22 protein-coding genes are annotated in these 22,067 nt (G+C 61.5%); 13 read left to right on the top strand and 9 right to left on the bottom strand.

The genetic code is table 11. The features are described from left to right. Complete coding sequence (arsH, locus tag BLU24_RS18285) at window positions 1-699, top strand: arsenical resistance protein ArsH (protein ID WP_093102485.1); 699 nt, start codon at window positions 1-3, stop codon at window positions 697-699. A gap of 40 nt (window positions 700-739) precedes the next feature. Here the strand turns inward: arsH and ftrA are convergent, their stop codons facing one another. After that, complete coding sequence (gene ftrA / locus BLU24_RS18280) at window positions 740-1,708, bottom strand: transcriptional regulator FtrA (protein WP_093102483.1); 969 nt, start codon at window positions 1,706-1,708, stop codon at window positions 740-742. A gap of 102 nt (window positions 1,709-1,810) precedes the next feature. Between ftrA and BLU24_RS18275 the strand changes: the two genes are divergently transcribed. The 4 genes from BLU24_RS18275 (at window position 1,811) to BLU24_RS18260 (ending at window position 5,487) form a co-directional block, all read left to right on the top strand. Next, on the top strand, window positions 1,811-2,239 hold the full coding sequence (locus BLU24_RS18275; RefSeq protein WP_093102481.1) for a rhodanese-like domain-containing protein: 429 nt from the start codon (window positions 1,811-1,813) through the stop codon (window positions 2,237-2,239). A 241-nt stretch (window positions 2,240-2,480) separates the two neighbouring features. Beyond that, the gene (locus BLU24_RS18270) at window positions 2,481-3,260 is read left to right on the top strand and encodes an ABC transporter substrate-binding protein (protein ID WP_093102479.1); all 780 of its coding nucleotides are present in this window, start codon (window positions 2,481-2,483) and stop codon (window positions 3,258-3,260) included. Window positions 3,261-3,463: 203 nt separating this feature from the next. Then, complete coding sequence (locus BLU24_RS18265) at window positions 3,464-4,576, top strand: succinylglutamate desuccinylase/aspartoacylase family protein (protein ID WP_093102477.1); 1,113 nt, start codon at window positions 3,464-3,466, stop codon at window positions 4,574-4,576. A gap of 194 nt (window positions 4,577-4,770) precedes the next feature. Next, a complete protein-coding gene (locus tag BLU24_RS18260) occupies window positions 4,771-5,487 on the top strand; it encodes an alpha/beta hydrolase (protein WP_093102475.1) in 717 nt (238 codons plus the stop codon). Here the strand turns inward: BLU24_RS18260 and BLU24_RS18255 are convergent. Then, window positions 5,477-6,034 (bottom strand): hypothetical protein, encoded by a 558-nt coding sequence (locus BLU24_RS18255; protein WP_093102473.1) that lies wholly within the window; start codon window positions 6,032-6,034, stop codon window positions 5,477-5,479. The genes BLU24_RS18260 and BLU24_RS18255 overlap by 11 nt on opposite strands. Window positions 6,035-6,118: 84 nt before the next feature. After that, window positions 6,119-6,892, bottom strand: coding sequence for a hypothetical protein (locus tag BLU24_RS18250; RefSeq protein WP_090282818.1), 774 nt, complete (start codon window positions 6,890-6,892; stop codon window positions 6,119-6,121). 146 nt (window positions 6,893-7,038) lie between these two features. Here BLU24_RS18250 and BLU24_RS18245 point away from each other — a divergent pair, with 146 nt between their 5' ends. The 4 genes from BLU24_RS18245 (at window position 7,039) to BLU24_RS18230 (ending at window position 11,310) form a co-directional block, all read left to right on the top strand. After that, window positions 7,039-7,578 carry a chalcone isomerase family protein gene (locus BLU24_RS18245; RefSeq protein ID WP_093102471.1) on the top strand — a complete coding sequence of 180 codons (540 nt, stop codon included), beginning with the start codon at window positions 7,039-7,041 and terminating at the stop codon, window positions 7,576-7,578. Between the two features lie 63 nt (window positions 7,579-7,641). After that, window positions 7,642-8,961, top strand: coding sequence for an Nramp family divalent metal transporter (locus BLU24_RS18240; RefSeq protein ID WP_093102468.1), 1,320 nt, complete (start codon window positions 7,642-7,644; stop codon window positions 8,959-8,961). Window positions 8,962-9,190: 229 nt separating this feature from the next. Then, window positions 9,191-10,411, top strand: a complete 1,221-nt coding sequence (locus BLU24_RS18235; protein WP_090282821.1) for a putative DNA modification/repair radical SAM protein — start codon at window positions 9,191-9,193, stop codon at window positions 10,409-10,411. Further along, window positions 10,408-11,310 carry a TIGR03915 family putative DNA repair protein gene (locus tag BLU24_RS18230; RefSeq protein ID WP_231990169.1) on the top strand — a complete coding sequence of 301 codons (903 nt, stop codon included), beginning with the start codon at window positions 10,408-10,410 and terminating at the stop codon, window positions 11,308-11,310. Before BLU24_RS18235 ends, BLU24_RS18230 begins: the two co-directional genes overlap by 4 nt. Before the next feature lie 183 nt (window positions 11,311-11,493). Here BLU24_RS18230 and BLU24_RS18225 read toward each other — a convergent pair whose 3' ends face one another. The 5 genes from BLU24_RS18225 to BLU24_RS18205 form a co-directional block, all read right to left on the bottom strand. Continuing rightward, complete coding sequence (locus BLU24_RS18225; protein WP_039762213.1) at window positions 11,494-12,513, bottom strand: branched-chain amino acid aminotransferase; 1,020 nt, start codon at window positions 12,511-12,513, stop codon at window positions 11,494-11,496. A gap of 222 nt (window positions 12,514-12,735) precedes the next feature. Then, on the bottom strand, window positions 12,736-14,109 hold the full coding sequence (gene lpdA / locus BLU24_RS18220) for a dihydrolipoyl dehydrogenase (RefSeq protein WP_093102465.1): 1,374 nt from the start codon (window positions 14,107-14,109) through the stop codon (window positions 12,736-12,738). Between the two features lie 7 nt (window positions 14,110-14,116). Then, entirely contained in the window at window positions 14,117-15,385 is a 1,269-nt protein-coding gene (locus BLU24_RS18215; protein WP_093102463.1) for a dihydrolipoamide acetyltransferase family protein, read from the bottom strand. Then, a complete protein-coding gene (locus BLU24_RS18210) occupies window positions 15,386-16,444 on the bottom strand; it encodes an alpha-ketoacid dehydrogenase subunit beta (protein WP_064390582.1) in 1,059 nt (352 codons plus the stop codon). It abuts the gene before it with no gap. 1 nt (window position 16,445) lies between these two features. Continuing rightward, window positions 16,446-17,681 (bottom strand): 3-methyl-2-oxobutanoate dehydrogenase (2-methylpropanoyl-transferring) subunit alpha, encoded by a 1,236-nt coding sequence (locus BLU24_RS18205; RefSeq protein ID WP_093102460.1) that lies wholly within the window; start codon window positions 17,679-17,681, stop codon window positions 16,446-16,448. A 185-nt stretch (window positions 17,682-17,866) separates the two neighbouring features. On the opposite strand from BLU24_RS18205, the gene bkdR reads away from it, so the two are divergent. Further along, window positions 17,867-18,355 carry a Bkd operon transcriptional regulator BkdR gene (gene bkdR, locus BLU24_RS18200; protein ID WP_025111414.1) on the top strand — a complete coding sequence of 163 codons (489 nt, stop codon included), beginning with the start codon at window positions 17,867-17,869 and terminating at the stop codon, window positions 18,353-18,355. 178 nt (window positions 18,356-18,533) lie between these two features. Here the strand turns inward: bkdR and BLU24_RS18195 are convergent, their stop codons facing one another. After that, complete coding sequence (locus BLU24_RS18195) at window positions 18,534-19,397, bottom strand: MBL fold metallo-hydrolase (protein WP_093102458.1); 864 nt, start codon at window positions 19,395-19,397, stop codon at window positions 18,534-18,536. Window positions 19,398-19,488: 91 nt separating this feature from the next. On the opposite strand from BLU24_RS18195, the gene BLU24_RS18190 reads away from it, so the two are divergent. From BLU24_RS18190 to BLU24_RS18180, 3 genes are all read left to right on the top strand, one after another. Next, complete coding sequence (locus tag BLU24_RS18190) at window positions 19,489-19,830, top strand: ArsR/SmtB family transcription factor (protein ID WP_093102455.1); 342 nt, start codon at window positions 19,489-19,491, stop codon at window positions 19,828-19,830. A 167-nt stretch (window positions 19,831-19,997) separates the two neighbouring features. After that, the gene (locus BLU24_RS18185) at window positions 19,998-21,242 is read left to right on the top strand and encodes an NAD(P)/FAD-dependent oxidoreductase (RefSeq protein ID WP_093102452.1); all 1,245 of its coding nucleotides are present in this window, start codon (window positions 19,998-20,000) and stop codon (window positions 21,240-21,242) included. Window positions 21,243-21,251: 9 nt separating this feature from the next. Then, entirely contained in the window at window positions 21,252-22,052 is an 801-nt protein-coding gene (locus tag BLU24_RS18180; protein ID WP_093102450.1) for a sulfite exporter TauE/SafE family protein, read from the top strand. The last annotated feature ends 15 nt before the right edge of the window (window positions 22,053-22,067 follow it).

The following is a 22,067-nucleotide window of genomic DNA, read 5'->3' as shown; positions in this document are numbered from 1 at the left end:
ATGTCAGACCATTTGCCCAATCTTGATGCCACCCTGTTCGACGCCGCCAAACCGACGACCCCTGATACGCACAAGCCGCGCATCCTGCTGCTCTACGGTTCGACCCGCGAACGCTCGTTCAGCCGTTTGCTGGTCGAAGAGGCGGCGCGCCTGCTTGAGCACTTCGGTGCTCAAACGCGCATTTTCAACCCGTCCGGTTTGCCACTGCCCGACGACGTTCCGGTCGACCATCCGAAAGTGCAGGAACTGCGCGAGCTGGTGCTGTGGTCGGAAGGCCAGGTCTGGTGTTCACCGGAACGCCACGGTGCGATGTCCGCCGTGTTCAAGGCGCAGATCGACTGGATCCCGCTGGAACTCGGCGCCGTGCGCCCGACCCAAGGCAAAACCCTCGCGGTGATGCAGGTGTGCGGCGGTTCGCAGTCGTTCAACGTGGTCAATCAATTGCGCGTGCTCGGCCGCTGGATGCGCATGTTCACCATCCCCAACCAGTCCTCGGTGCCCAAGGCGTACATGGAATTCGACGACGCGGGACGAATGAAACCCTCGCCGTTCTACGACCGCGTGGTCGATGTAATGGAGGAACTGGTGAAGTTCACCGTGCTGCTGCGCGAGCACCAGACGCATCTGGTCGACCGCTATTCCGAACGCAAGGAAAGCGCCGAGCAATTGATGGCGCGGGTCAATCAGCGTTCGATCTGACAATCGCCGACTCGCCCTGAAGACTTTTGGAGCGAGTCAGCTAAACCGTCACACCCCGGCCAAACCGCTCCCGATAAACTGAGGGCGGTACCCCCACCACCCCACGAAACGCCACCCGAAAGCTCTCCACCGAGCGATACCCGCAGCGCTCGGCAATCTGTTCAGTCTGCTGATCGGTGCTCTCCAGCAACTCCCGCGCCCGTGCCAGTCGTTCATGCTGCAACCACGCCTTGGGCGACTGTCCGCTGGCCTCGGTAAACCGTCGTAGAAACGTGCGCTCGCTCATCGCCGCTTCGCTGGCCAGATCGCGCACCTCCAGCGGTTGATGCAGCCGCTCGCGGGCCCATTGCATGACTCGCGACAGATCATTGCGCGGGGTGGCGCTGACCGGCGTCGGAATGAACTGCGCCTGGCCGCCGGTGCGTTGGGGCGACATCACCAGCCGCCGCGCGACGCTGTTGGCGACCTGAGTACCGAAGTCGCGGGCAACCAGGTGCAGGCAGGCGTCGATGCCGGCGGCGCTGCCGGCCGAGGTGATCAGTTGGCCGGCGTCGACGTAGAGCACGTCCGGGTCGACTGCGATGGCAGGAAAGCGTTGCGCCAGCTCGTCGCTGTAGCGCCAGTGCGTCGTGGCGCGGTGGCCGTCGAGCAAGCCGCTGGCCGCGAGGACGAAGACACCGGAGCAGATCGACAGCAAGCGCGCGCCGCGAGCGTGAGCCTGGCGCAGTGCAGCGAGCAATGCTTCCGGCACCGCCGCGTTACGGTCGCGCCAGCCGGGAATGATGATGGTGCGTGCTTCGGTCAGCATTTCCAGGCCACCGTCGGCGAGAATTTGAATGCCGCCCATGGCGCGCATTGGGCCTTGATCGACTGCCGCAATCGCATGTTCATACCAAGGGAAATCGAACTCCGGTCGGGCGAGGCCGAAGATCTCCACGGCAATGCCGAACTCGAAGGTGCAGAGGCCGTCGTAGGCGAGGATCGCCACCAGATTGGAGGAAGTCGGCATTTGGCGGAAAGTTCCCGGTAGGTGTCTTGTCCGCCACTGTAGCCGCAAGCGGGCCAACGATAAAGTCTGTTCACCCCAGAACAGAAGCAAGGAGCCACACCCATGACCAGCCTGGTTCGCGACATTCCTGCCGCTCCCTCGGCGATCGCCCTGATGCACTTCAGCAATCGCCTGACCTTCGAAACCGATTGTTCCGACGTATTCAGCAGCTACGAGGCCGGCGACGTCGACTTTGTCCTGGTCGACGTACGAGGGCCGCTGGCCTTTGAGCGCGGACACGTCCCCGGCGCGATCAATATCCCGACGCGCCTGCTCACCGCGACCGAGCTGGCAAGTTATCCGAAAAGCACGTTGTTCGTGGTCTATTGCGCCGGCCCGCATTGCAACGGCGCGAACAAGGCCGCGGTGAAGCTGGCGGCGCTTGGTTACCCGGTCAAGGAGATGATCGGCGGTGTCAGCGGTTGGCTCGACGAAGGGTTTGCGCTGAGCGTGGCGCAACTGGCCAAGGCGCCGATCGCCTGCGAATGCTGAGAAATTTTAGAAGAATTTGAGCAAAAACGGCGCTTGTCCTACAGCCTTTGCACCACGACGGCGCAGCCTTTGACCCCGGTCAAGCGCTGCGCCGAACTTACATAAATATTTGTCGCTTAAACACAATTTGCCCTGTGCGCGCCGCCATAGACTGCCGGCCACGTCGGTTTTGCCGTTCCAAGGCCGGACCGAACGCTGACTTGAAGCTGCCAATAAAAGCCTCCGCACACAGGAGTTATAAATGAACAAGCTAGTGATGTTCGGTGCCCTGGCACTGTCGATGTTGTCCCTGACCGCCGTGGCCGCCGACCCCAAGCCGATCCGCATCGGTATCGAAGCCGGTTACCCGCCATTCTCGATGAAAACCCCTGACGGCAAACTCACCGGTTTCGACGTCGACATCGGTGATGCGCTGTGCGCGCAGATGCAGGTCAAATGCACCTGGGTCGAGCAGGAATTCGACGGCCTGATCCCGGCGCTGAAAGTGAAGAAGATCGACGCGATCCTGTCGTCGATGACCATCACCGACGACCGCAAGAAGAACGTCGATTTCACCATCAAGTACTACCACACCCCGGCGCGCTTCGTGATGAAGGCAGGCTCGGGCGTGAAAGACCCGCTGACCGAACTCAAGGGCAAGAAAGTCGGCGTGTTGCGTGCCAGTACCCACGACCGTTACGCCACCGAAGTGCTGGTCCCGGCCGGGATCGAACTGGTGCGTTACGGCTCGCAGCAGGAAGCCAACCTCGACATTACCTCGGGTCGTCTGGATGCGATGCTGGCTGACTCGGTCAACCTCAGCGACGGTTTCCTGAAAACCGACGCCGGCAAAGGCTTCGAATTCGTCGGCCCGACCTACGAAGACGCCAAGTACTTTGGCGGCGGCGCCGGCATCGCGGTGCGCAAGGGCGATACCGCGCTGGCCGAGCAATTCAACAAAGCCATCACCGAAATCCGCGCCAATGGCGAGTACAAGAAAGTCCAGGACAAGTACTTCGACTTTGACGTGTACGGCCATTAATACGCCGTAGAAAAAAGTGGCCCCGTTTGCGCGGAGGCCACTTTTTTTATGCATTCTTCTTAGCGACGAAGAACCTGTAGGAGTGAGCCTGCTCGCGATAGCGGTTTATCATTCGACATCTTGATTGACTGACAGACCGCTATCGCGAGCAGGCTCACTCCTACAGGGGATTTGTGTCGCGCTCATATTTCAGGAGTTACCCCATGCAACGCATCGACCACAGCCTGCCCTGGAGCCACTTGGGCAGTGAGCGTTCTCTGAGCGTGTTTCGCTATGGCGCGGGCACTCGCAAGGTGTACATCCAGGCCAGCCTGCACGCCGATGAGTTGCCGGGCATGCGCACGGCGTGGGAGCTCAAGCAACGCCTTAATGAACTCGAGCAGCAAGGCCGTTTGCACGGCGTGATCGAACTGGTGCCGGTGGCCAACCCGATCGGCCTCGATCAGCATGTGCAAGGCGCGCACATGGGCCGATTCGAACTGGGCAGCGGCAAGAATTTCAACCGCGCGTTCGTCGAACTCAGCGCGCCGGTTGCGGCGCGTATCGGCGAGCAGTTGGGCGCGGATGCCGAGGCCAACGTTGCGCTGATCCGCAAGGCGATGGGCGAGGTATTCGAGGCGCTGCCGGCGCCGGCTTCGCAACTGGAAGCGCTGCATCGGCTGTTGCTGCGCCACGCTTGCGACGCCGATATCACCCTCGATCTGCATTGCGATTTCGATGCGGCGATTCACCTCTACGCACTGCCGCAGCACTGGCCGCAATGGCGATCGCTGGCAGCGCGCCTGAAGGCCGGCGTGGCGTTGTTGTGTGAAGACTCCGGCGGCAGTTCGTTCGATGAATCCTGCTCGACGCCGTGGTTGCGCCTGGCGAGGGCGTTTCCGCAGGCGGCGATTCCGGCGGCGAATCTGGCGACTACGCTGGAGCTGGGCAGCATGGGCGACACGCGGGTCGATCAGGCGCAGGCCAATTGCGAGGCGATCCTCGGCTTTCTCGCCGAGCAGGGCTTCATCAGCGGCGAATGGCCGGCGGCGCCGAGCGAATGCTGCGAAGGCCTGCCGTTCGAAGGCACCGAATACCTGTTCGCACCGCACCATGGCGTGGTGAGTTTCCTGCGCGGTGCCGGCGAATGGGTAGAGAAGGGCGATGCTTTGTTCGAGGTGGTCGACCCGTTGCAGGACCGCGTCAGCACGGTGCGCGCCGGCACCAGCGGCGTGTTGTTTGCGCTGGATCGCGGGCGCTATACCGAACCGGGGATCTGGCAGGCGAAAGTGGCGGGGCGGATGCCGTTCCGGACTGGCAAGTTGACCAACGACTGACAGATTTTCGCTGGGGCTGATGGCCTCATCGCTGGCAAGCCAGCTCCCACAGGTTTTGTGGTGAACACATTTTTTGCAATCACCCTCGCTCACTGTGGGAGCTGGCTTGCCAGCGATGGCGTGAGCGGCAACACCGCTATCTTTCAGAGTGTTAGGCTCCCCCCGAACCCGACACTCTGTGAAGGAACGCTGCAATGTTGAAGATATTCGCTCTGCTGACCCTGCTGGCCTCTACCGCCGTCCACGCGCAAACCACGCTGCAATCCGATCTGCCACTCAAGTACCTCGAACAGGTCCACCCGGATGCCGAGCCGCGGCCGCTGGTGATTTTCCTGCACGGTTACGGCAGTAACGAAGCCGATCTGATCGGTATGAAATTTCAGCTTCCGGCGCAGTACAACTACCTGTCGGTGCGGGCACCGATGGAGCTCGGTGAGGGACGTTACCAGTGGTTTCGCAAAAAGGGCGAAGGCGCCTACAACGGCGAGACCGATGATCTCAAGGTCAGCGGCCAGAAGCTGCGCGAGTTCATCGCCCAGGCCACGCGCAAATATCACGCGACCCCGGACAAGGTGTACCTGATCGGCTTCAGCCAGGGCGCGATGATGAGTTACGAAGTGGGGCTGCGGCCGCCGGTGTTGATCGGCGGGTTTGCCGCGTTGAGCGGACGCTTGCTGCCGGTGCTGAAAAGCGAGTTGAAAGCCGATCAAGCCCCGCTGCCGCTGCACATCTTCATCGGCCACGGCACCGCCGATGATCCGGTGCCGTACCGCCTCGGCACCGAAGCCAATGCGCAATTGCAGAAGCTTGGCTACAAGCCGCAATTTCATGCGTATCCCGGCATCGGCCACAGCATCACTCCGGTCGAATTGCGCGACCTGAACGGCTGGCTGCAGCAGCTCAATCCTTGAGAAGAGTCTTGATCAGCGCGTCGTGACCTTGCTTGTCGCTGGCGCGGGAGATCACCTGCACCAGCGCCATCTTCGTCCCGGAGCCAGCCATCAGAGTGGTGTTGAGGGTCTGTCCGCCGCCTTGTGTGGCGGTGCTGTCGACCTGGCGCAAGCCGAGGCCGGTGCCTTTGCGGGTCAGGCTTTTTTCGCTGAGCTTGTTGAAATCCGGCAGCGCTTTACGCTGGTCTTCGATGAAGCTGGACACGGCACCGTCGAGGAACGGGCCGTCGTTGTTCTTGACGTTCTGCCCTTGTGGAATCTGGTTTTCCGCTGCGATGACCACGGTCTTGGTGGCCTGGTTGGTGTACATCGTGCCCTTGGCGCCACTTGGGCTCGGCGGCAGCGGGTCGGCGACGAAGCCTTTGGGCAGCACGAAGCTGAACTTGCCGTCGAGCAGCGAGACTTTTTCGCTGGTGGCTTTTTCCTTGGCCGCTTGTGCGTTGATCGCGCCGAGAGCGGCGATCGCCGACAGCAGCAGGACGGCAGCTTTTTTGCTCAACAATGACATTCGAATCTCCGTGGGATGGTCGCGCGAGGCGGCCGATGATCCCACGGAGCGGGGCGCACGTTCCAGCGCGATTCACCCGAGCGGTTATTGCGCCGGCGCGCTGGTCACTGGCCGGGCCAGCAGCTTTCTGGTCACCCCGAGCATGGCCACCGACACCGCCACACCGACGATGAAACCGTTCAGGCCGAGGCTCGGCAAGGTCAGCGCCGACACCAGACAGAATGCCGAAAACGAATACATGCCAGTTGCAGTCGCCCGCAGCAGCGCGGCGGTGAAGGCCGGGCCGCGGGTCTGTTGCGAGAACACCGCCATCACGCTGCCAAGCACCGGGAACACCGCGAGCAAACCGCTCCAGCGCTCGCCGACGGTACTGGCCAGCATCGTCACTGCCAACGTCAGCGCGGCACCGGCCAGCATGCGCCATATCAGCCGGTCGGACTTCGGCGCCGAACCGTTCAGCACCGGCTGCACCACCGGAAACAGATAAGGCGAGGCGAGCAGCGCAATCGCCGCCGCCGCCAATGAAAACGGCAACGACGGCGGGACCAGCGACAGCAGCAGCGCCAGTACGCTCCAGACGGCCAGCGAGGCCGCCAGTGCCCACGGCCAGTTCGCCCGTTGCGCCACCTGCGCGTAGGTGATGCAGAAGGCAATCATCGCGAACATCGCCGATAACGCCGCCACCGCCGATTGCGCGGCAAACTCCGGCCCTTGTTCGATGGCGAGAAAAAACAGAATCGGCCCGACCACCACCGGCAACCCCGACAGCCATCCGGCCACGCTCGGCCCCCAGCGTTTGCCCGCGAGAGATATCAGCAAGAGGAAAGCCGGAATCAGCAGCAGTTTGAGAATCAGCACGCAGGTGTCTCCGTCGAGATGCAGGTAGGCCACGTTAGCACCGTGGCAAAGCGATTGCTGACTATGTTTGCAATTTTTGTATACAAAAAATCGAAAGCAACTACGGCTATGCTCTGACTATCAGGGCTGGTCGGAAGCAATGCGCGATGAACAAATCCTCAAAAATGCTCCGCGGCTGCTGCGGCATCGGCCTGTGGGCGCTGTTGCTGACGCCGACCTGGGCCAATTGGCAGGACGCGGTGCCGGGTGCGCAGATCATTGGCACCGGCGAGTTCAGCGTGTTCGGTTTCGACGTTTACAATGCGCGGCTGTGGAGTGCGGCGCGCCCGCTCGCCACGGATCAGCCGTTTGCGCTGGAGCTGATCTATCTCCGCAAGATTTCCCGCGATGATCTGGTGCAGGCCAGCGTCGACGAGATCAAGCGCCTGTCCGGTAATCGTGTGAGCCCAGCGCAGTTGGCCGGCTGGCAAGCACAGATGGAGCAATCGTTCGTCGATGTGCAGTCCGGCACACGGATTACCGGGGTGTATCTGCCGGGGCAGGGCGCACGGTTTTTTGTCGGCCAGCGCTTGCAGCATGAGATCGACGATCCGCAATTCGCCCGGGCGTTTTTCGACATCTGGCTGGACCCGCGTACGCGCAATCCGACGTTGCGCGAGCAATTGTTGGGCACCCGCCAACCTTGACCTTCCACCGCACCGGGCGAAACGTCTAAGCTGCGTCCTTTCGACTTGTTTCTGGATGTGTGCGTGAAATTCAGCTTGCCCAAATTCGCCACCGCGCCGTTTTGCCCGCCGGAAGTGGCCGGCAGTGTCGCGGTCGATCCTTCTGCCTCGTTCTTTAAACGTGTACTGCGTTTCGCCGGCCCCGGTTTGCTGGTGTCGATCGGCTACATGGACCCCGGCAATTGGGCCACGGCGATCGAGGCCGGTTCTCGGTTTGGTTACAGCCTGTTGTTCGTGGTGTTGCTGGCGAGTCTGGCGGGTATGGTCGTGCAGTGCCTGTGTTCGCGGCTGGGCATCGCGACCGGGCGTGATCTGGCGCAACTGTCGCGCCAGCGCTACAGCACGCCGACTGCGCGCTTGCAGTGGATCCTGGCGGAAATCTCGATCATCGCCACCGACCTTGCCGAAGTGCTCGGTTGCGCCTTGGCGTTTCACTTGCTGCTCGGTTGCTCGCTGACATTCGGCATTGCCCTGACCGCGTTCGACACGCTGCTGGTGCTGGCCTTGCAGAATCGTGGCTTCCGTCGACTGGAAGCGATCATGCTGGTGCTGGTCGCGACCATCGGCGTGTGTTTTTTCGTCGAGCTGCTGCTGATCAAGCCCTACTGGCCGGACGTCGCCCAAGGCTTCAAACCCTCGCTGGCGGCGATCGGCGATGCCGCACCGTTGTACCTGGCCATCGGCATTCTTGGCGCAACGGTGATGCCGCATAACCTGTATCTGCACACCTCGATCGTGCAGACGCGGATGATCGGCAAGGATCTGGCAAGCAAGCAGGATGCGGTAAAACTGGCGCGCATCGACACCATCGGTTCACTGGCGCTGGCGCTACTGGTCAACGCGGCGATCCTGATCCTCGCCGCGGCCGCGTTTCACCAGTCGGGGCATACCGAGGTGGTGGACATTCAGGACGCTTATCACGTGCTTGATCCGCTGGTGGGCGGCGCGCTGGCCAGCGTGTTGTTCGGCGTGGCATTGCTCGCCTCGGGGCAGAGTTCGACCTTCACTGGCACCATCGCCGGGCAGGTGATCATGGAAGGCTATCTGAACCTGCGCATCCCGTGCTGGCAGCGCCGGTTGATCACCCGTGGGCTGGCGCTGATTCCGGCGTTCATTGGCGTGTGGCTGCTGGGTGACAACGCCATCGGCAAGTTGCTGGTGCTGAGTCAGGTGGTGTTGAGCCTGCAACTGCCGTTTGCCCTGTATCCGTTGATCCGCATGACCAATGACAAGCAGCTGATGGGGCCGTTTGTGAACCGCTGGCCGACGCGGGTGTTGGCGTGGGGGTTGTTCGTGGTGATCAGCGGGGCGAATGGCTGGCTGATTTCGCAGTGGGTGATCTGATCGTTCCCACGCTCTGCGTGGTAACGCCTCGCGTGACGCTCTGCGTCACAGCGGACGCGGAGCGTGGGAATGATCAGAAACAGGCGGAGCGCATTTCAAGTGTAGGAGCGAGCCTGCTCGCGAAGAGGCCAGTTCAGACAACACACCTTCCGACGAGGGGGTTATCCGTCACCTTGTATCAGAGCGGTCGAGCCTATACTGTATATGCACACAGTAAAGAGTCCGCGCCATGCAAATCATCGACAAGCTGAGCATTCTCGCCGACGCCGCCAAGTACGACGCGTCCTGTGCGAGCAGTGGCGCGCCCAAGCGCAGCTCCGAAGGCAAGAGCGGGTTGGGCTCGACCGATGGCATGGGCATCTGCCACAGCTACACGCCGGACGGGCGTTGCGTGTCGCTGCTGAAGATCCTGCTGACCAATTTCTGTCTTTACGATTGCCAATACTGCGTCAACCGCCGCTCCAGCGATGTGCCGCGCGCGCGTTTCACCCCCGAGGAAGTCGTGGCGCTGACCATGGATTTCTATCGGCGCAACTGTGTCAGCGGGCTGTTTCTCAGCTCCGGCATCATTCGCTCGGCGGACTACACCATGGAGCAACTGGTGCGGGTGGCGAAGCTGTTGCGCGAGGAACATGAGTTTCGCGGATACATCCACCTCAAGACCATTCCCGAGGCCGATCCGGCGTTGATCGAGGAGGCGGGACGTTACGCCGATCGCCTGAGCGTCAACATCGAACTGCCGACCGATGCCAGCCTGCAAACCCTGGCGCCGGAAAAGGACATCGGTTCGATCAAGCAGGCGATGAACACCATCTACACCGGCGTGCAGACCGTGCTCAACGAGCCACGCGCGCCGAAGTTCGCCCCGGCCGGGCAGAGCACGCAATTGATTGTCGGCGCCGATGACACCGACGACAGCACCATCCTCCACAGCGCTCAATCCCTGTATGGCAACTTCCGTCTGCGCCGGGTTTATTACTCGGCGTTCAGCCCGATCCCCGACAGCCCGAAGAGCGTGCCATTGGCCGCGCCGCCGCTGATGCGCGAGCACCGTTTGTATCAGGCCGATTTCCTGTTGCGCAGTTATGGCTACAGCGCGGACGAATTGCTCAAGGGACCCGGCAATCTGGCGCTCGACATTGACCCGAAGCTGGCCTGGGCGCTGCAGAATCGCGAAGTGTTTCCGCTGGATCTGAATCGCGCCGAGGCCTCGTTGATCGCACGCATTCCCGGCATCGGCCTGCGCACCACTGAACGGTTGGTCGAGTTGCGCCGACAGCGACGCATCCGCTACGAAGACGTCGCGCGCATGCGTTGCGTGCTGGCCAAGGCCAAGCCCTTCATCATCACCAGCGACTATCATCCGCAGCAGGCCGAAGTCACCAGCCACATGCTCTATCAGCAATTGCGCGACCGGCCGATGCCGCAGCAGATGGGGTTGTGGGGATGATCAATCTCGATTGCGACGATCTGTTCGATACCTGGCGCCAGCAGGCGCGCTGGCTGCTCAGCCATGAAATCGACCCGAGTCTGGTGAGCTGGGCCTCGCAGGGCGTGGGCGATCTGTTCGCCAATGACGACCCGGTGCCTGAAGGGCAGGGGCCGTTTCAGGCGCGCATTCCCCGCGCGTTGCTCGATACCCTGGAACAAGCCTCGCGCTATCGCGGTGATCAGCGCTGGAGTTTGCTGTACGAAGTGTTGTGGCGCGTCAGCCACGGCGACCGTACCGCGATGATGGCTGGCGACAAACTTGGCAGCGAGTTGCAGCGGCGGATCAAGCAGGTGAACCGTGAAGCCCATCACCTGCATGCGTTCGTGCGCTTCATCGAACGGCCCAAAGACAGCGCTGGCCCCGAATACGTGGCGTGGCATGAACCGGCTCACGACATCCTGCACAGCGCCAGCGCCCACTTCATCGGACGCATGGGCCGCCATCGCTGGCTGATCGCCACGCCGCGGGACGGGGTCTATTACGATGGCGAGCAACTGATTCATCAGCGCCAATGCCCGGTGGAATGGCAGCAATTGGCGCAGAACGTTGACGATCCCCATGGTGATCTGTGGCTGACCTATTACAGCCACATCTTCAACCCGGCGCGGTTGAACCCGAAGGTCATGCAAGGGCATTTGCCGGTGCGGTTCTGGAAGAATTTGCCGGAGGGGGAATTGATTCCCGGGCTGATTACGCAGGCGCGGATGGGCAAGCAGGGGGATGGGCAGGCGAGTGGGATTGCAGCGCGGTCGGGTAAGCGGATTGCCTTGAAGGGCGAAAAGCCTACCCTCACCCCAGCCCTCTCCCGGAGGGAGAGGGGGCCGACCGAGGAGCCCGCCCGTACTACATCGACCTGAGAACTCGAGTCGAACTCAGGTTCAGAAAACCACACAGATCAGCTCCCTCTCCTTGGGGAGAGGGCTGGGGTGAGGGGTGAATTCACAGCAATTTCCAAGCCGAACGCACAACTAGCTGACCATAAAAAAAGCCCCCCACCAATCACTCGGCAGAAGGCTTTTTCAACATCAGCAACCGTCAGCTCAAACCTTGACGATCCAGCCCGCGGGCGCTTCGATGTCGCCGGTCTGCACGCCAGTCAGCTCTTTGTAGAGCTGCTGCGTCACCGGGCCAACTTCGGTTTCGCTGTGGAACACATGCAGATGGTCGTTGTAGCTGATGCCGCCAATCGGGGTGATCACGGCAGCCGTGCCGCAAGCGCCGGCTTCCTTGAAGTCCGCCAGTTTGTCGATCAGCACGTCGCCTTCGACCACTTCCAGGCCCAGGCGCGATTTCGCCAGTTCGATCAGCGACAGGCGGGTGATGCCTGGCAGCACCGAGGGCGAGTTCGGGGTGACGAACTTGTTGTCGTGGGTGATCCCGAAGAAGTTGGCCGAGCCGACTTCTTCGATCTTGGTGTGGGTCATCGGGTCCAGGTAGATTGCGTCGGCGAAGTTGGCTTTCTTGGCCTTCGAGCCCGGCATCAGGCTGGCAGCGTAGTTGCCACCGACCTTGGCGGCGCCGGTGCCTTGTGGGGCAGCGCGGTCGTAGCTGGAGATCTGGAAGTTGTGCGGGGTCAGACCGCCCTTGAAGTAGGCGCCGACCGGGATGCAGAAGATCGAGAAGATGAACTCGGGCGCGGTACGCACGCCGATGTTGTCACCGACGCCGATCACGAACGGACGCAGGTACAGCGCGCCGCCAGTGCCGTAAGGCGGGATGAAACGCTCGTTGGCGCGAACCACGGCTTTACAGGCTTCGATGAACTGCTCGGTGTCCACGGTCGGCATCAGCAGACGTGCGCAGCTGCGCTGCATGCGCAGGGCGTTCTGGTCCGGGCGGAACAGGTTGATCGAGCCGTCCTTGCAACGATAGGCCTTCATGCCTTCAAAGCATTGCTGGCCATAGTGAAGGGCCGTCGAGCCTTCGCTGATGTGCAGCACGTTGTCTTCGGTCAGGGTGCCTTTGTCCCACTCGCCATCGCGAAAGTACGACAGATAGCGTTTGTCGGTCTTGATGTAATCAAAACCCAGCTTGTCCCAATTGATGCTCTCGTTACCCATGACACCCTCTATCACTGAACAACCGCCGAAACGGTTCAAGGCTTCTGACGTTTTTTGGATGGGCACAACAATACTTCATTCTTGAGCGGTTTCGCAGCCCGGACTATCGGATCACAGGCAGATAAATCCCGTTGTTCTCAAGAATCGCCAGCAGGCTGGCTCCCACAGGGGAATGCATTCCAGGGTGGGAGCCAGCCTGCTGGCGATGGGGCCGGTCCTGTTTTACAGGTGCAACGCATGCCCAAGCGCGCGCAACGCCGCTTCCTGCACCGCTTCACCCAGCGTCGGATGAGCGTGGATGGTGCCGCCGATATCTTCCAGGCGCGCGCCCATTTCCAGGCTTTGCGCAAATGCCGTCGACAGCTCCGACACGCCGACGCCCACCGCTTGCCAGCCGACAATCAGATGATTGTCGCGACGGGCGACCACGCGGACGAAACCGCTTTTTGATTCCAGGGTCATCGCCCGGCCGTTGGCGGCGAACGGGAAGCTGGAAACGATGCAGTCGAGCCCGGCAGCCTTGGCTTCGTCCGGAGTCTTGCCGACCACCACCAGTTCCGGGTCGGTGAAGCACACGGCGGCGATGGCGGTCGGGTTGAATTCGCGGGTTTTGCCGCTGATCAGTTCGGCAACCATTTCACCCTGCGCCATCGCACGGTGCGCAAGCATTGGCTCGCCACTCAGATCGCCGATGGCGTAGACGTTGCGCATGCTGGTCTGGCAACGGTTGTCGATTTTGATCGCCGCGCCGTTCATTTCCAGATTCAACGTTTCGAGGTTGAAGCCCTGGGTATTCGGCTTGCGACCCACGGCGACCAGCACCTGATCGGTTTCCAGGTTCAAGGTTTCGCCGTCAGGATCGCGCACCTGCAAGGTGCCGTCGAAACCCGACACGCTGTGCTTGAGGTACAGCTTCACGCCCAGTTGCTTCAGCGCCTCGTGCACCGGTTGCGTCAGTTCCGCGTCGTAAGCGGGCAGGATGCGATCCTGCGCCTCGACCACGCTGACCTCGGCGCCGAGCTTGCGATACGCGATGCCCAGTTCCAGGCCGATATAACCGCCGCCGACCACGATCAAGCGTTTGGGCACCGACTTCGGTGTCAGCGCTTCGGTGGAGGAGATGATCGGCCCGCCAATCGGCAGGATCGGCAGGTTGACGCTGGTCGATCCGGTGGCGAGCACCAGATGTTCGCAGTGGATGCGCGTGTCGCCCACCTCGACGGTTTTGCCGTCGATGATCTTCGCCCAGCCGTTGACCACCTGCACCTTGTGCTTCTTCAGCAGCGCGGAAACGCCGGTGGTCAGGCGATCAACGATGCCGTCCTTCCACTCGACGCTCTTGCTGATGTCGAGGGTCGGCGCGGAAACGCTGATGCCCAGCGCCGAATGCTGGCTGTGATGTTGCGTCTGGTGAAATTGCTCGGCGACGTGAATCAGTGCTTTCGACGGAATGCAGCCGATATTCAGGCAGGTGCCACCCAGCGCCTGGCCTTCGACCAGAATCGTTGGAATGCCCAGTTGCCCGGCGCGAATCGCCGTGACGTAGCCGCCGGGGCCGCCGCCAATGATCAGCAGCGTAGTGTTCAAAGAATGCATGGGCGCCTTACTCCACAAACAAAGTGGCAGGTTGTTCGATCAGGCCGCGAATGGCCTGGATGAAGAGCGCCGCGTCCATGCCGTCGACCACGCGGTGATCGAACGAGCTGGAGAGGTTCATCATCTTGCGAATGACCACCTGGCCTTTGACGACCATCGGCCGTTCAACGATTTTATTCACGCCGACGATCGCCACTTCCGGCAGGTTCAGCACCGGCGTGCTGACGATGCCGCCCAACGCTCCGAGGCTGGTCAGGGTGATGGTCGAGCCCGACAATTCGTCGCGGCTGGCCTTGCCGTTGCGCGCGGCACTGGCCAGGCGCGAAATTTCCGCAGCGCTGTCCCACAGGCTACGCGCTTCGGCGTGACGCACCACCGGCACCATCAGGCCGACATCGCTTTGCGTGGCGACGCCGACATGCACCGCGCCGAGGCGGGTGATGACTTGCGCTTCGTCGTCGTAACGGGCGTTCATCTGCGGGAAGTCGCGCAGTGCCACGACCAGTGCACGCACGAGGAACGGCAGCAGGGTCAACTTGCCACGGCTGGCGCCGTGCTTGTCATTCAGGTGGGCGCGCAGTTCTTCGATGGCGGTGACATCGATTTCCTCGACGTAACTGAAATGCGCGGCACGCTGCGTGGCGTCCTGCATGCGCTGGGCGATCTTGCGACGCATGCCGATGACTTGAATCTGTTCTTCATCGTTGCGCTGCGCGTAGGCCGCAGCGACTGGCGCCGAGGCATTCGCCTGACCTTGCGCGAGATAGGCTTCAAGGTCTTCGTGCAGCACACGACCGGCCGGGCCGCTGCCGCGCACCAGACGCAATTGAATACCCAGATCCAGCGCATGTTTGCGCACGGCTGGCGAGGCGAGAGGGCGCTCGTCTGCTTCACGGGCAACCATCGGGCCCTGGCAAACCGCAGCAGGACGCGGGACAGCAGCAGGCTTGCTTTCGTCTACGGTTTCAACTTTTGGTGCTTCAGGTGTTGCTTTTACAGGAGCCGGCGCAGCGGATTCCTTGAGGTTGCCAGCGCCTTCCACTTCGATGCTGATCAGTACGCTACCGACCGCCATCACTTCACCCGGCTGACCGCCAAGCGCAATCACCTTGCCATGCACCGGTGACGGAATATCGACCATCGCCTTGTCGGTCATCACGTCCGCCAGCACCTGATCTTCAACCACCAGGTCGCCGACCTTGACGTGCCACTGCGACAGTTCCACTTCTGCGATGCCTTCGCCAATGTCCGGCATCTTGATAACGTGCGTGCCCATTCAGACCTCCATGACCCGTTTCAACGCCGCGCCCACTCGGGACGGCCCTGGGAAATACGCCCACTCCTGCGCGTGCGGGTAGGGGGTGTCCCAACCGGTGACGCGTTCGATCGGCGCTTCCAGGTGATGGAAGCAGTGCTCTTGCACCAGCGACACCAGCTCGGCGCCGAAACCGCAGGTGCGGGTGGCTTCGTGAACCACCACGCAACGGCCGGTCTTCTTCACCGATTTGACGATGGTGTCCAGGTCCAGCGGCCACAGGCTGCGCAGGTCGATGACTTCGGCATCTACGCCGGATTCTTCGGCGGCGACTTGCGAGACATAGACGGTGGTGCCGTAGGTCAGCACGGTCACGTCCTTGCCTGGACGGGTGATCGCGGCGACGTCCAGCGGCACGGTGTAATAACCGTCCGGCACCTGGGCCTGCGGGTGTTTCGACCAAGGGGTTACCGGGCGGTCGTGGTGGCCGTCGAACGGGCCGTTGTACAGGCGTTTCGGCTCGAGGAAGATCACCGGGTCATCGTTTTCGATGGAGGCAATCAGCAGGCCCTTGGCGTCATACGGGTTGGACGGCATCACCGTGCGCAGACCGCAGACCTGAGTGAACATCGCTTCGATGCTCTGGCTGTGGGTCTGGCCGCCATAAATGCCGCCACCGCATGGCATGCGCAGGGTCATCGGTGCGGTGAACTCGCCGGCCGAGCGATAACGCAGGCGCGCCGCTTCGGAAATGATCTGATCGGAAGCCGGATAGACGTAGTCGGCGAACTGGATTTCGGCGACCGGACGCAAACCGTAGGCGCCCATGCCCACAGCCACGCCGACGATGCCGCTTTCCGAGATGGGCGCATCGAACACCCGCGAGGTGCCGTATTTGGTCTGCAGGCCTTCGGTGCAGCGGAACACACCGCCGAAGTAGCCGACGTCCTGGCCGAACACGACCACATTGTCATCACGCTCAAGCATCACATCCATGGCCGAGCGCAGGGCCTGGATCATGGTCATGGTGGTCGTGGTCATGGCGGTTTCCAGCTGAATATTATTGTTGTGATCGTTCATCTCAGATCCCCAACTGCTGACGCTGGCGCTTCAAGTGCTCCGGCATCTCTTTGTAGACGTCTTCGAACATGGTAGCGGCGCTTGGGATCTGGCCGCCGGCGAGGGTGCCGTACTGTTCGGCCTGTTTCTGCGCAGCAATCACTTCGGCTTCGAGCTCGGCGCTGACGGCGGCGTGTTCTTCGTCCGACCAGTGACCGACCTTGATCAGGTGCTGCTTCAGGCGCGCGATCGGATCGCCGAGCGGGAAGTGGCTCCAGTCATCGGCCGGGCGATATTTGGATGGATCATCAGAAGTCGAGTGCGGGCCGGCGCGGTAGGTGACCCATTCAATCATGGTCGGGCCGAGGTTGCGCCGGGCGCGTTCAGCGGCCCAGGCAGAGGCGGCGTAGACTGCGTAAAAGTCGTTGCCATCGACCCGCAGCGAGGCGATGCCGCAACCGACGCCGCGTCCGGCGAAGGTGGTCGCTTCACCACCGGCGATTGCCTGAAAGGTCGAAATCGCCCACTGGTTGTTGACCACATTGAGGATCACCGGCGCACGGTAAACGTGGGCGAAGGTGAGAGCGGTATGGAAGTCCGATTCGGCGGTAGCGCCGTCACCGATCCATGCCGAGGCAATCTTGGTGTCGCCCTTGATCGCCGAGGCCATGCCCCAGCCCACGCCTTGAATGAACTGGGTGGCGAGGTTGCCGGAGATCGTGAAGAAACCAGCATCCTTGACCGAGTACATGATCGGCAACTGGCGGCCCTTGAGCGGATCGCGCTCGTTGGACAGCAGTTGGCAGATCAGATCGACCAGCGGCACTTCGCGGGCCATCAGAATGCTTTGCTGGCGATAGGTCGGGAAGCACATGTCATCGATGTTCAGCGCCAACGCCTGGGCGCTGCCGATGGCTTCTTCGCCAAGGCTCTGCATGTAGAACGACATTTTTTTCTGGCGCTGGGCGACGACCATGCGGTTGTCGTAAATGCGCGTCTTGAGCATCGCGCGCATGCCTTTGCGCAGGATCTCGACCGGCACGTTTTCGGCCCACGGGCCAAGGGCGTTGCCCTGATCGTCGAGCACGCGAATCAGTCCACGCGCCAGGTCAGCGGTGTCGGCGGGTTCTACATCAATGGGAGGTTTGCGCACCGTGCCTGCGTCGGTCAGATGCAGGTAGGAGAAATCGGTTTTGCAGCCTGGGCGGCCCGAGGGTTCAGGGACGTGCAGACGCAGCGGTTCATACGCTTGGGTCATGGCTTCTACGCTCGATCTTGTGAATTTCTTGTAGTGAGCTGGCAGTCATTCCTCGGTAGAAGAAATCTTGTCCTACAACAATCATAGGCGCGGCCAAGAAGAATATTTATCTGTGTTTCATTGCGCTGAAGATGATTTGCAGATAGAAATTCTGCATAAACATAAAAAACAGGTGGTTTTGTCTCATGCGCAAACTGGACCGTACCGACATCGGCATTCTCAACAGCCTTCAGGAGAACGCGCGCATCACCAACGCCGACCTCGCCCGCTCGGTCAATCTGTCGCCGACGCCGTGCTTCAACCGGGTCAAGGCCATGGAAGAGCTCGGGCTGATCCGCGAGCAGGTGACGCTGCTGGATGCCGACCTGCTGGGGCTGCACGTGAACGTGTTCATTCACGTCAGCCTGGAAAAACAGGTGGAAGAAGCGCTGCAGCATTTCGAGGAAGCGATCTCCGATCGACCGGAAGTGATGGAGTGCTACCTGATGGCCGGCGACCCGGACTATCTGATCCGGGTGTTGGTGCCGACTATTCAGTCGCTGGAGCGCTTCATGATGGATTTTCTGACCAAGGTGCCGGGGGTGGCGAACATCCGTTCCAGCTTTGCGCTGAAGCAGGTGCGTTATAAAACCGCGTTGCCGTTACCCGCCAACGGCCTGACCCTGGGCGCATAACCTGACCTGATCCACCCGACCCGACCCGACCCGCCGACGCCGATCGTTCCCACGCTACGCCTGGGAATGCCGCCAGGAACGCTCCGCGTTCCGCCTCAAGAAGTGACGCAGAGCGTCACGGGATGCATTCCCACGCAGAGCGTGGGAACGATCAGACTCAGGGCGCCTGACCAGGGGGTCAGAGCTGGTTAAGCGGAATCTTCAGGTACATCACGCCATTGTCTTCCGCTGCCGGCAAATTCCCCGCCCGCACATTCACCTGAATCGCCGGCAACAACAGCGTCGGCATGCCCAGGCCGGCATCGCGGCGGGTGCGCATCTCGACGAACGCCGCTTCGTCGATGCCGTCATGCACATGGATATTGCTTTTACGCTGCTCGCCAACTGTGGTCTGGCACCGCGAGGCCCGGCCTTCGGGTGGGTAGTCGTGGCAGACGTAGAGCTTCACGCCGGCGGGGAAGGCCAGCAACTTTTTGATCGACGCGAACAGTTGATGCGCATTGCCGCCGGGGAAGTCGCAGCGCGCGGTGCCGACATCCGGCATGAACAACGTGTCGCCGACCAGAATCTGCTCACCGTCGATCAGATAGGCCATGTCGGCCGGGGTGTGGCCGGGCACGTGCAGGGCGGTGGCTTTGAGATTGCCGATATGGAATGACTCGTTCGGCGCGAACAGATGATCGAACTGCGAACCGTCGACCGAGAATTCCGGCTCCAGATTGAACAAGGTCTTGAACACGTTCTGCACTTCGCTGATCGAGGCACCGATGGCGATCTTCCCACCCAGTTTCTGCCGCAGGTAGGGCGCAGCGGAGATGTGATCGGCGTGGGCGTGGGTTTCCAGCAACCATTGCACCTGTAATTGATGCGCCTCGACGAACGCAACGATCTTGTCCGCCTGCACGGTGCCGGTGCGCCCGGCGGCGCCGTCGTAATCGAGCACTGGGTCGACGATTGCGCACTGGCCACCATCCACTTTGTAGACCACGTAGCTGTAGGTCGAAGAGGCGGGGTCGAGGAAAGCTTCAATCTGCGCGGGCATGGACACCAACCTGAACAAGGAAAATGGGTTGCAACACTTTATCTAAAAACATAATGTTCGCAGCTTAAGTGACCTTGAAGGCCTCGCGCAAATGCAATCCAGTCTGACCGAATGTGAAGTCGCCCAACTGCGCGCCTCGGCCTCCAAGGCCTGCGCGCTGCTCAAGGCTTTGGCCAATGAGGATCGCCTGCTGATCCTGTGTCAACTGACCCAGGGCGAACGCAACGTCGGCGAACTGGAAACCATGACCGGCGTACGCCAGCCGACGCTGTCCCAGCAATTGGGCATCCTGCGTGACGAAGGGCTCGTCGCGACCCGCCGTGAAGGCAAGTACATTTTCTACGGCCTCGCCAGTCACGAAGTGATCCAGGTGATGAAGACCCTGTCCGGGCTTTATTGCGGGGCGGTGCTCAAAACTCTGGGTCATCAATAAATGCCAGCCGGAACACAACTTACCCTGTGGGAGCTGGCTTGCCAGCGATGAGGGCTTATCAGCCAACATTTATGTGACTGACACACCGCTATCGCTGGCAAGCCAGCTCCCACAGGTTCTTTGGTTTGACCCGAACAAATCCTTGCGTGCAGCAAAAGGAACAAGCAATGAACGATCAACACTGGGGCCCATCCATCAGTGCCGATATCGTGGTCATCGGTGGCGGTTCGGCCGGTATAGCGGTCGTCGCCAGCCTGCTCAAGCGTGATCCGGCGCTGAACATCAGCGTGATCGAGCCGAGCACCCATCACTATTACCAGCCAGCGTGGACGCTGGTCGGCGGCGGCGCTTTCGACGTCAAGGACAGCGCCCGACCGATGAGCAAAGTCATGCCCCGGCAAGCCAACTGGGTGCAGGCGGCAGTCACGGCAATCGACCCGGCGCAACGTCAACTCACGCTCAACGATCAGCGCACGGTCAGCTATCAGAATCTGATCGTCTGCCCCGGCCTGCGCCTGGCCTGGGAAAAAATCGAGGGCCTGCAGGACAGCCTCGGCCAGTATGGCGTGACCTCCAACTACAGCTATCAACATGCGCAATACACTTGGGATCAGGTGCAAAAACTGCGCGATGGCCGAGCGCTGTTCACCCAACCGGCGATGCCGATCAAATGCGCCGGCGCACCGCAAAAAGCCTTGTACCTGTCCTGCGATCACTGGCGCAAAAGCGCGGTACTGAACAACATTCATGTCGAATTCAATCTGGCCGGCGCCGCGCTGTTCGGTGTGGCGACGTTCGTGCCGCCGCTGATGAAATACATCGAGAAGTACAACGCACAACTGGCCTTCAATTCCAATCTGGTGAAAGTCGACGGCCCGGCGCAAACCGCATGGTTCGAGGTCAAGGATGCCGAGGGCAACGTCAGCCGCGTGGCGAAAACCTTCGACTTGCTGCACGTCGTGCCGCCGCAGGTTTCGCCGGATTTCATCGCGCAAAGTGCGCTGGCCGGCGCCGGTGGCTGGTGCGAGGTAGACCCGCACAGCCTGCAACATCCGCGTTACCCCGAAGTGTTTGCACTCGGTGATATCTGCGGCACCAGCAATGCGAAAACGGCCGCAGCGGTGCGCAAGCAAGTCGTGGTGGTCGCACAGAATCTGTTGGCCGCACGCCAGCAGCAAGCGCTGCCGCTGAAGTACGACGGCTACGGTTCCTGTCCGCTGACGGTGGAGAAGGGCAAGGTGATTCTGGCCGAGTTCGGCTATGGCGGAAAACTGCTGCCGACCTTCGCCCTGGACCCGACTGTTGCGCGCCGTTCGGCGTGGTGGCTGAAGGCGACGCTGCTGCCGTGGTTCTACTGGAACGGCATGCTCAAGGGCCGCGAATGGCTGACCCGCCTGTCCAGAGTCGACTGAGAAAACCTTATGTGGCTGGCAAGTCTGTTTGGCGTGGTGATGGGCCTGGTGCTCGGTCTGACTGGCGCTGGAGGCGGGATTCTCGCGGTGCCGGCGCTGGTTTTGGGACTCGGCTGGAGCATGACGCAAGCGGCGCCGGTGGCGTTGTTTGCGGTGGGCAGCGCGGCGGCGGTCGGCGCTATCGATGGCCTGCGCCATGGCCTGGTGCGCTACCGCGCGGCGTTGTTGATCGCGGGGCTGGGCGCGGTATTTTCGCCGCTGGGGATCTACTTCGCGCATCAGTTGCCGGAAAAGATGCTGATGATCCTGTTCAGCCTGCTGATGGTCATGGTCGCCTGGCGGATGTTCAGAAAAGAGCGTCAACAAGCCGGGCCGAGCGATCATGGCCACGCCAGTTGGGGCCAGAAGAATTGCATGCTCAACGAGCAGACCGGGCGTTTCGACTGGACCGCCAAATGCACCGCGACCCTGGCCGCGCTGGGCGCAGTCACGGGCGTGGTCTCAGGCTTGCTCGGGGTCGGTGGCGGCTTTCTGATCGTACCGGCGTTCAAGCAACTGACCGATGTGCAGATGCGCGGCATCGTCGCTACGTCTTTGATGGTGATCAGTCTGATTTCGGCGATTGGTGTGATCGGCGCGTTTCACGCCGGAGTGCGAATCGACAGCCAGGGCGCGGCGTTCATTGTCGCCAGCGTGGTCGGCATGATCATCGGTCGCAAACTTTGTGCGCGGGTGCCGGCGCGGGCCTTGCAGGTCGGGTTCGCGAGTGTCTGTGTGGTGGTGGCGGGGTACATGTTGCTGCGGGCCTGAGGTGAAACCATCGCA

The organism is Pseudomonas sp. Z003-0.4C(8344-21) (genome assembly GCF_900104975.1).
Classification (GTDB): Bacteria; Pseudomonadota; Gammaproteobacteria; order Pseudomonadales; family Pseudomonadaceae; genus Aquipseudomonas; species Aquipseudomonas granadensis.
The sequence above is the reverse complement of the archived record's forward strand: the minus strand, read 5'-3'. Positions and strand labels throughout refer to the sequence as shown.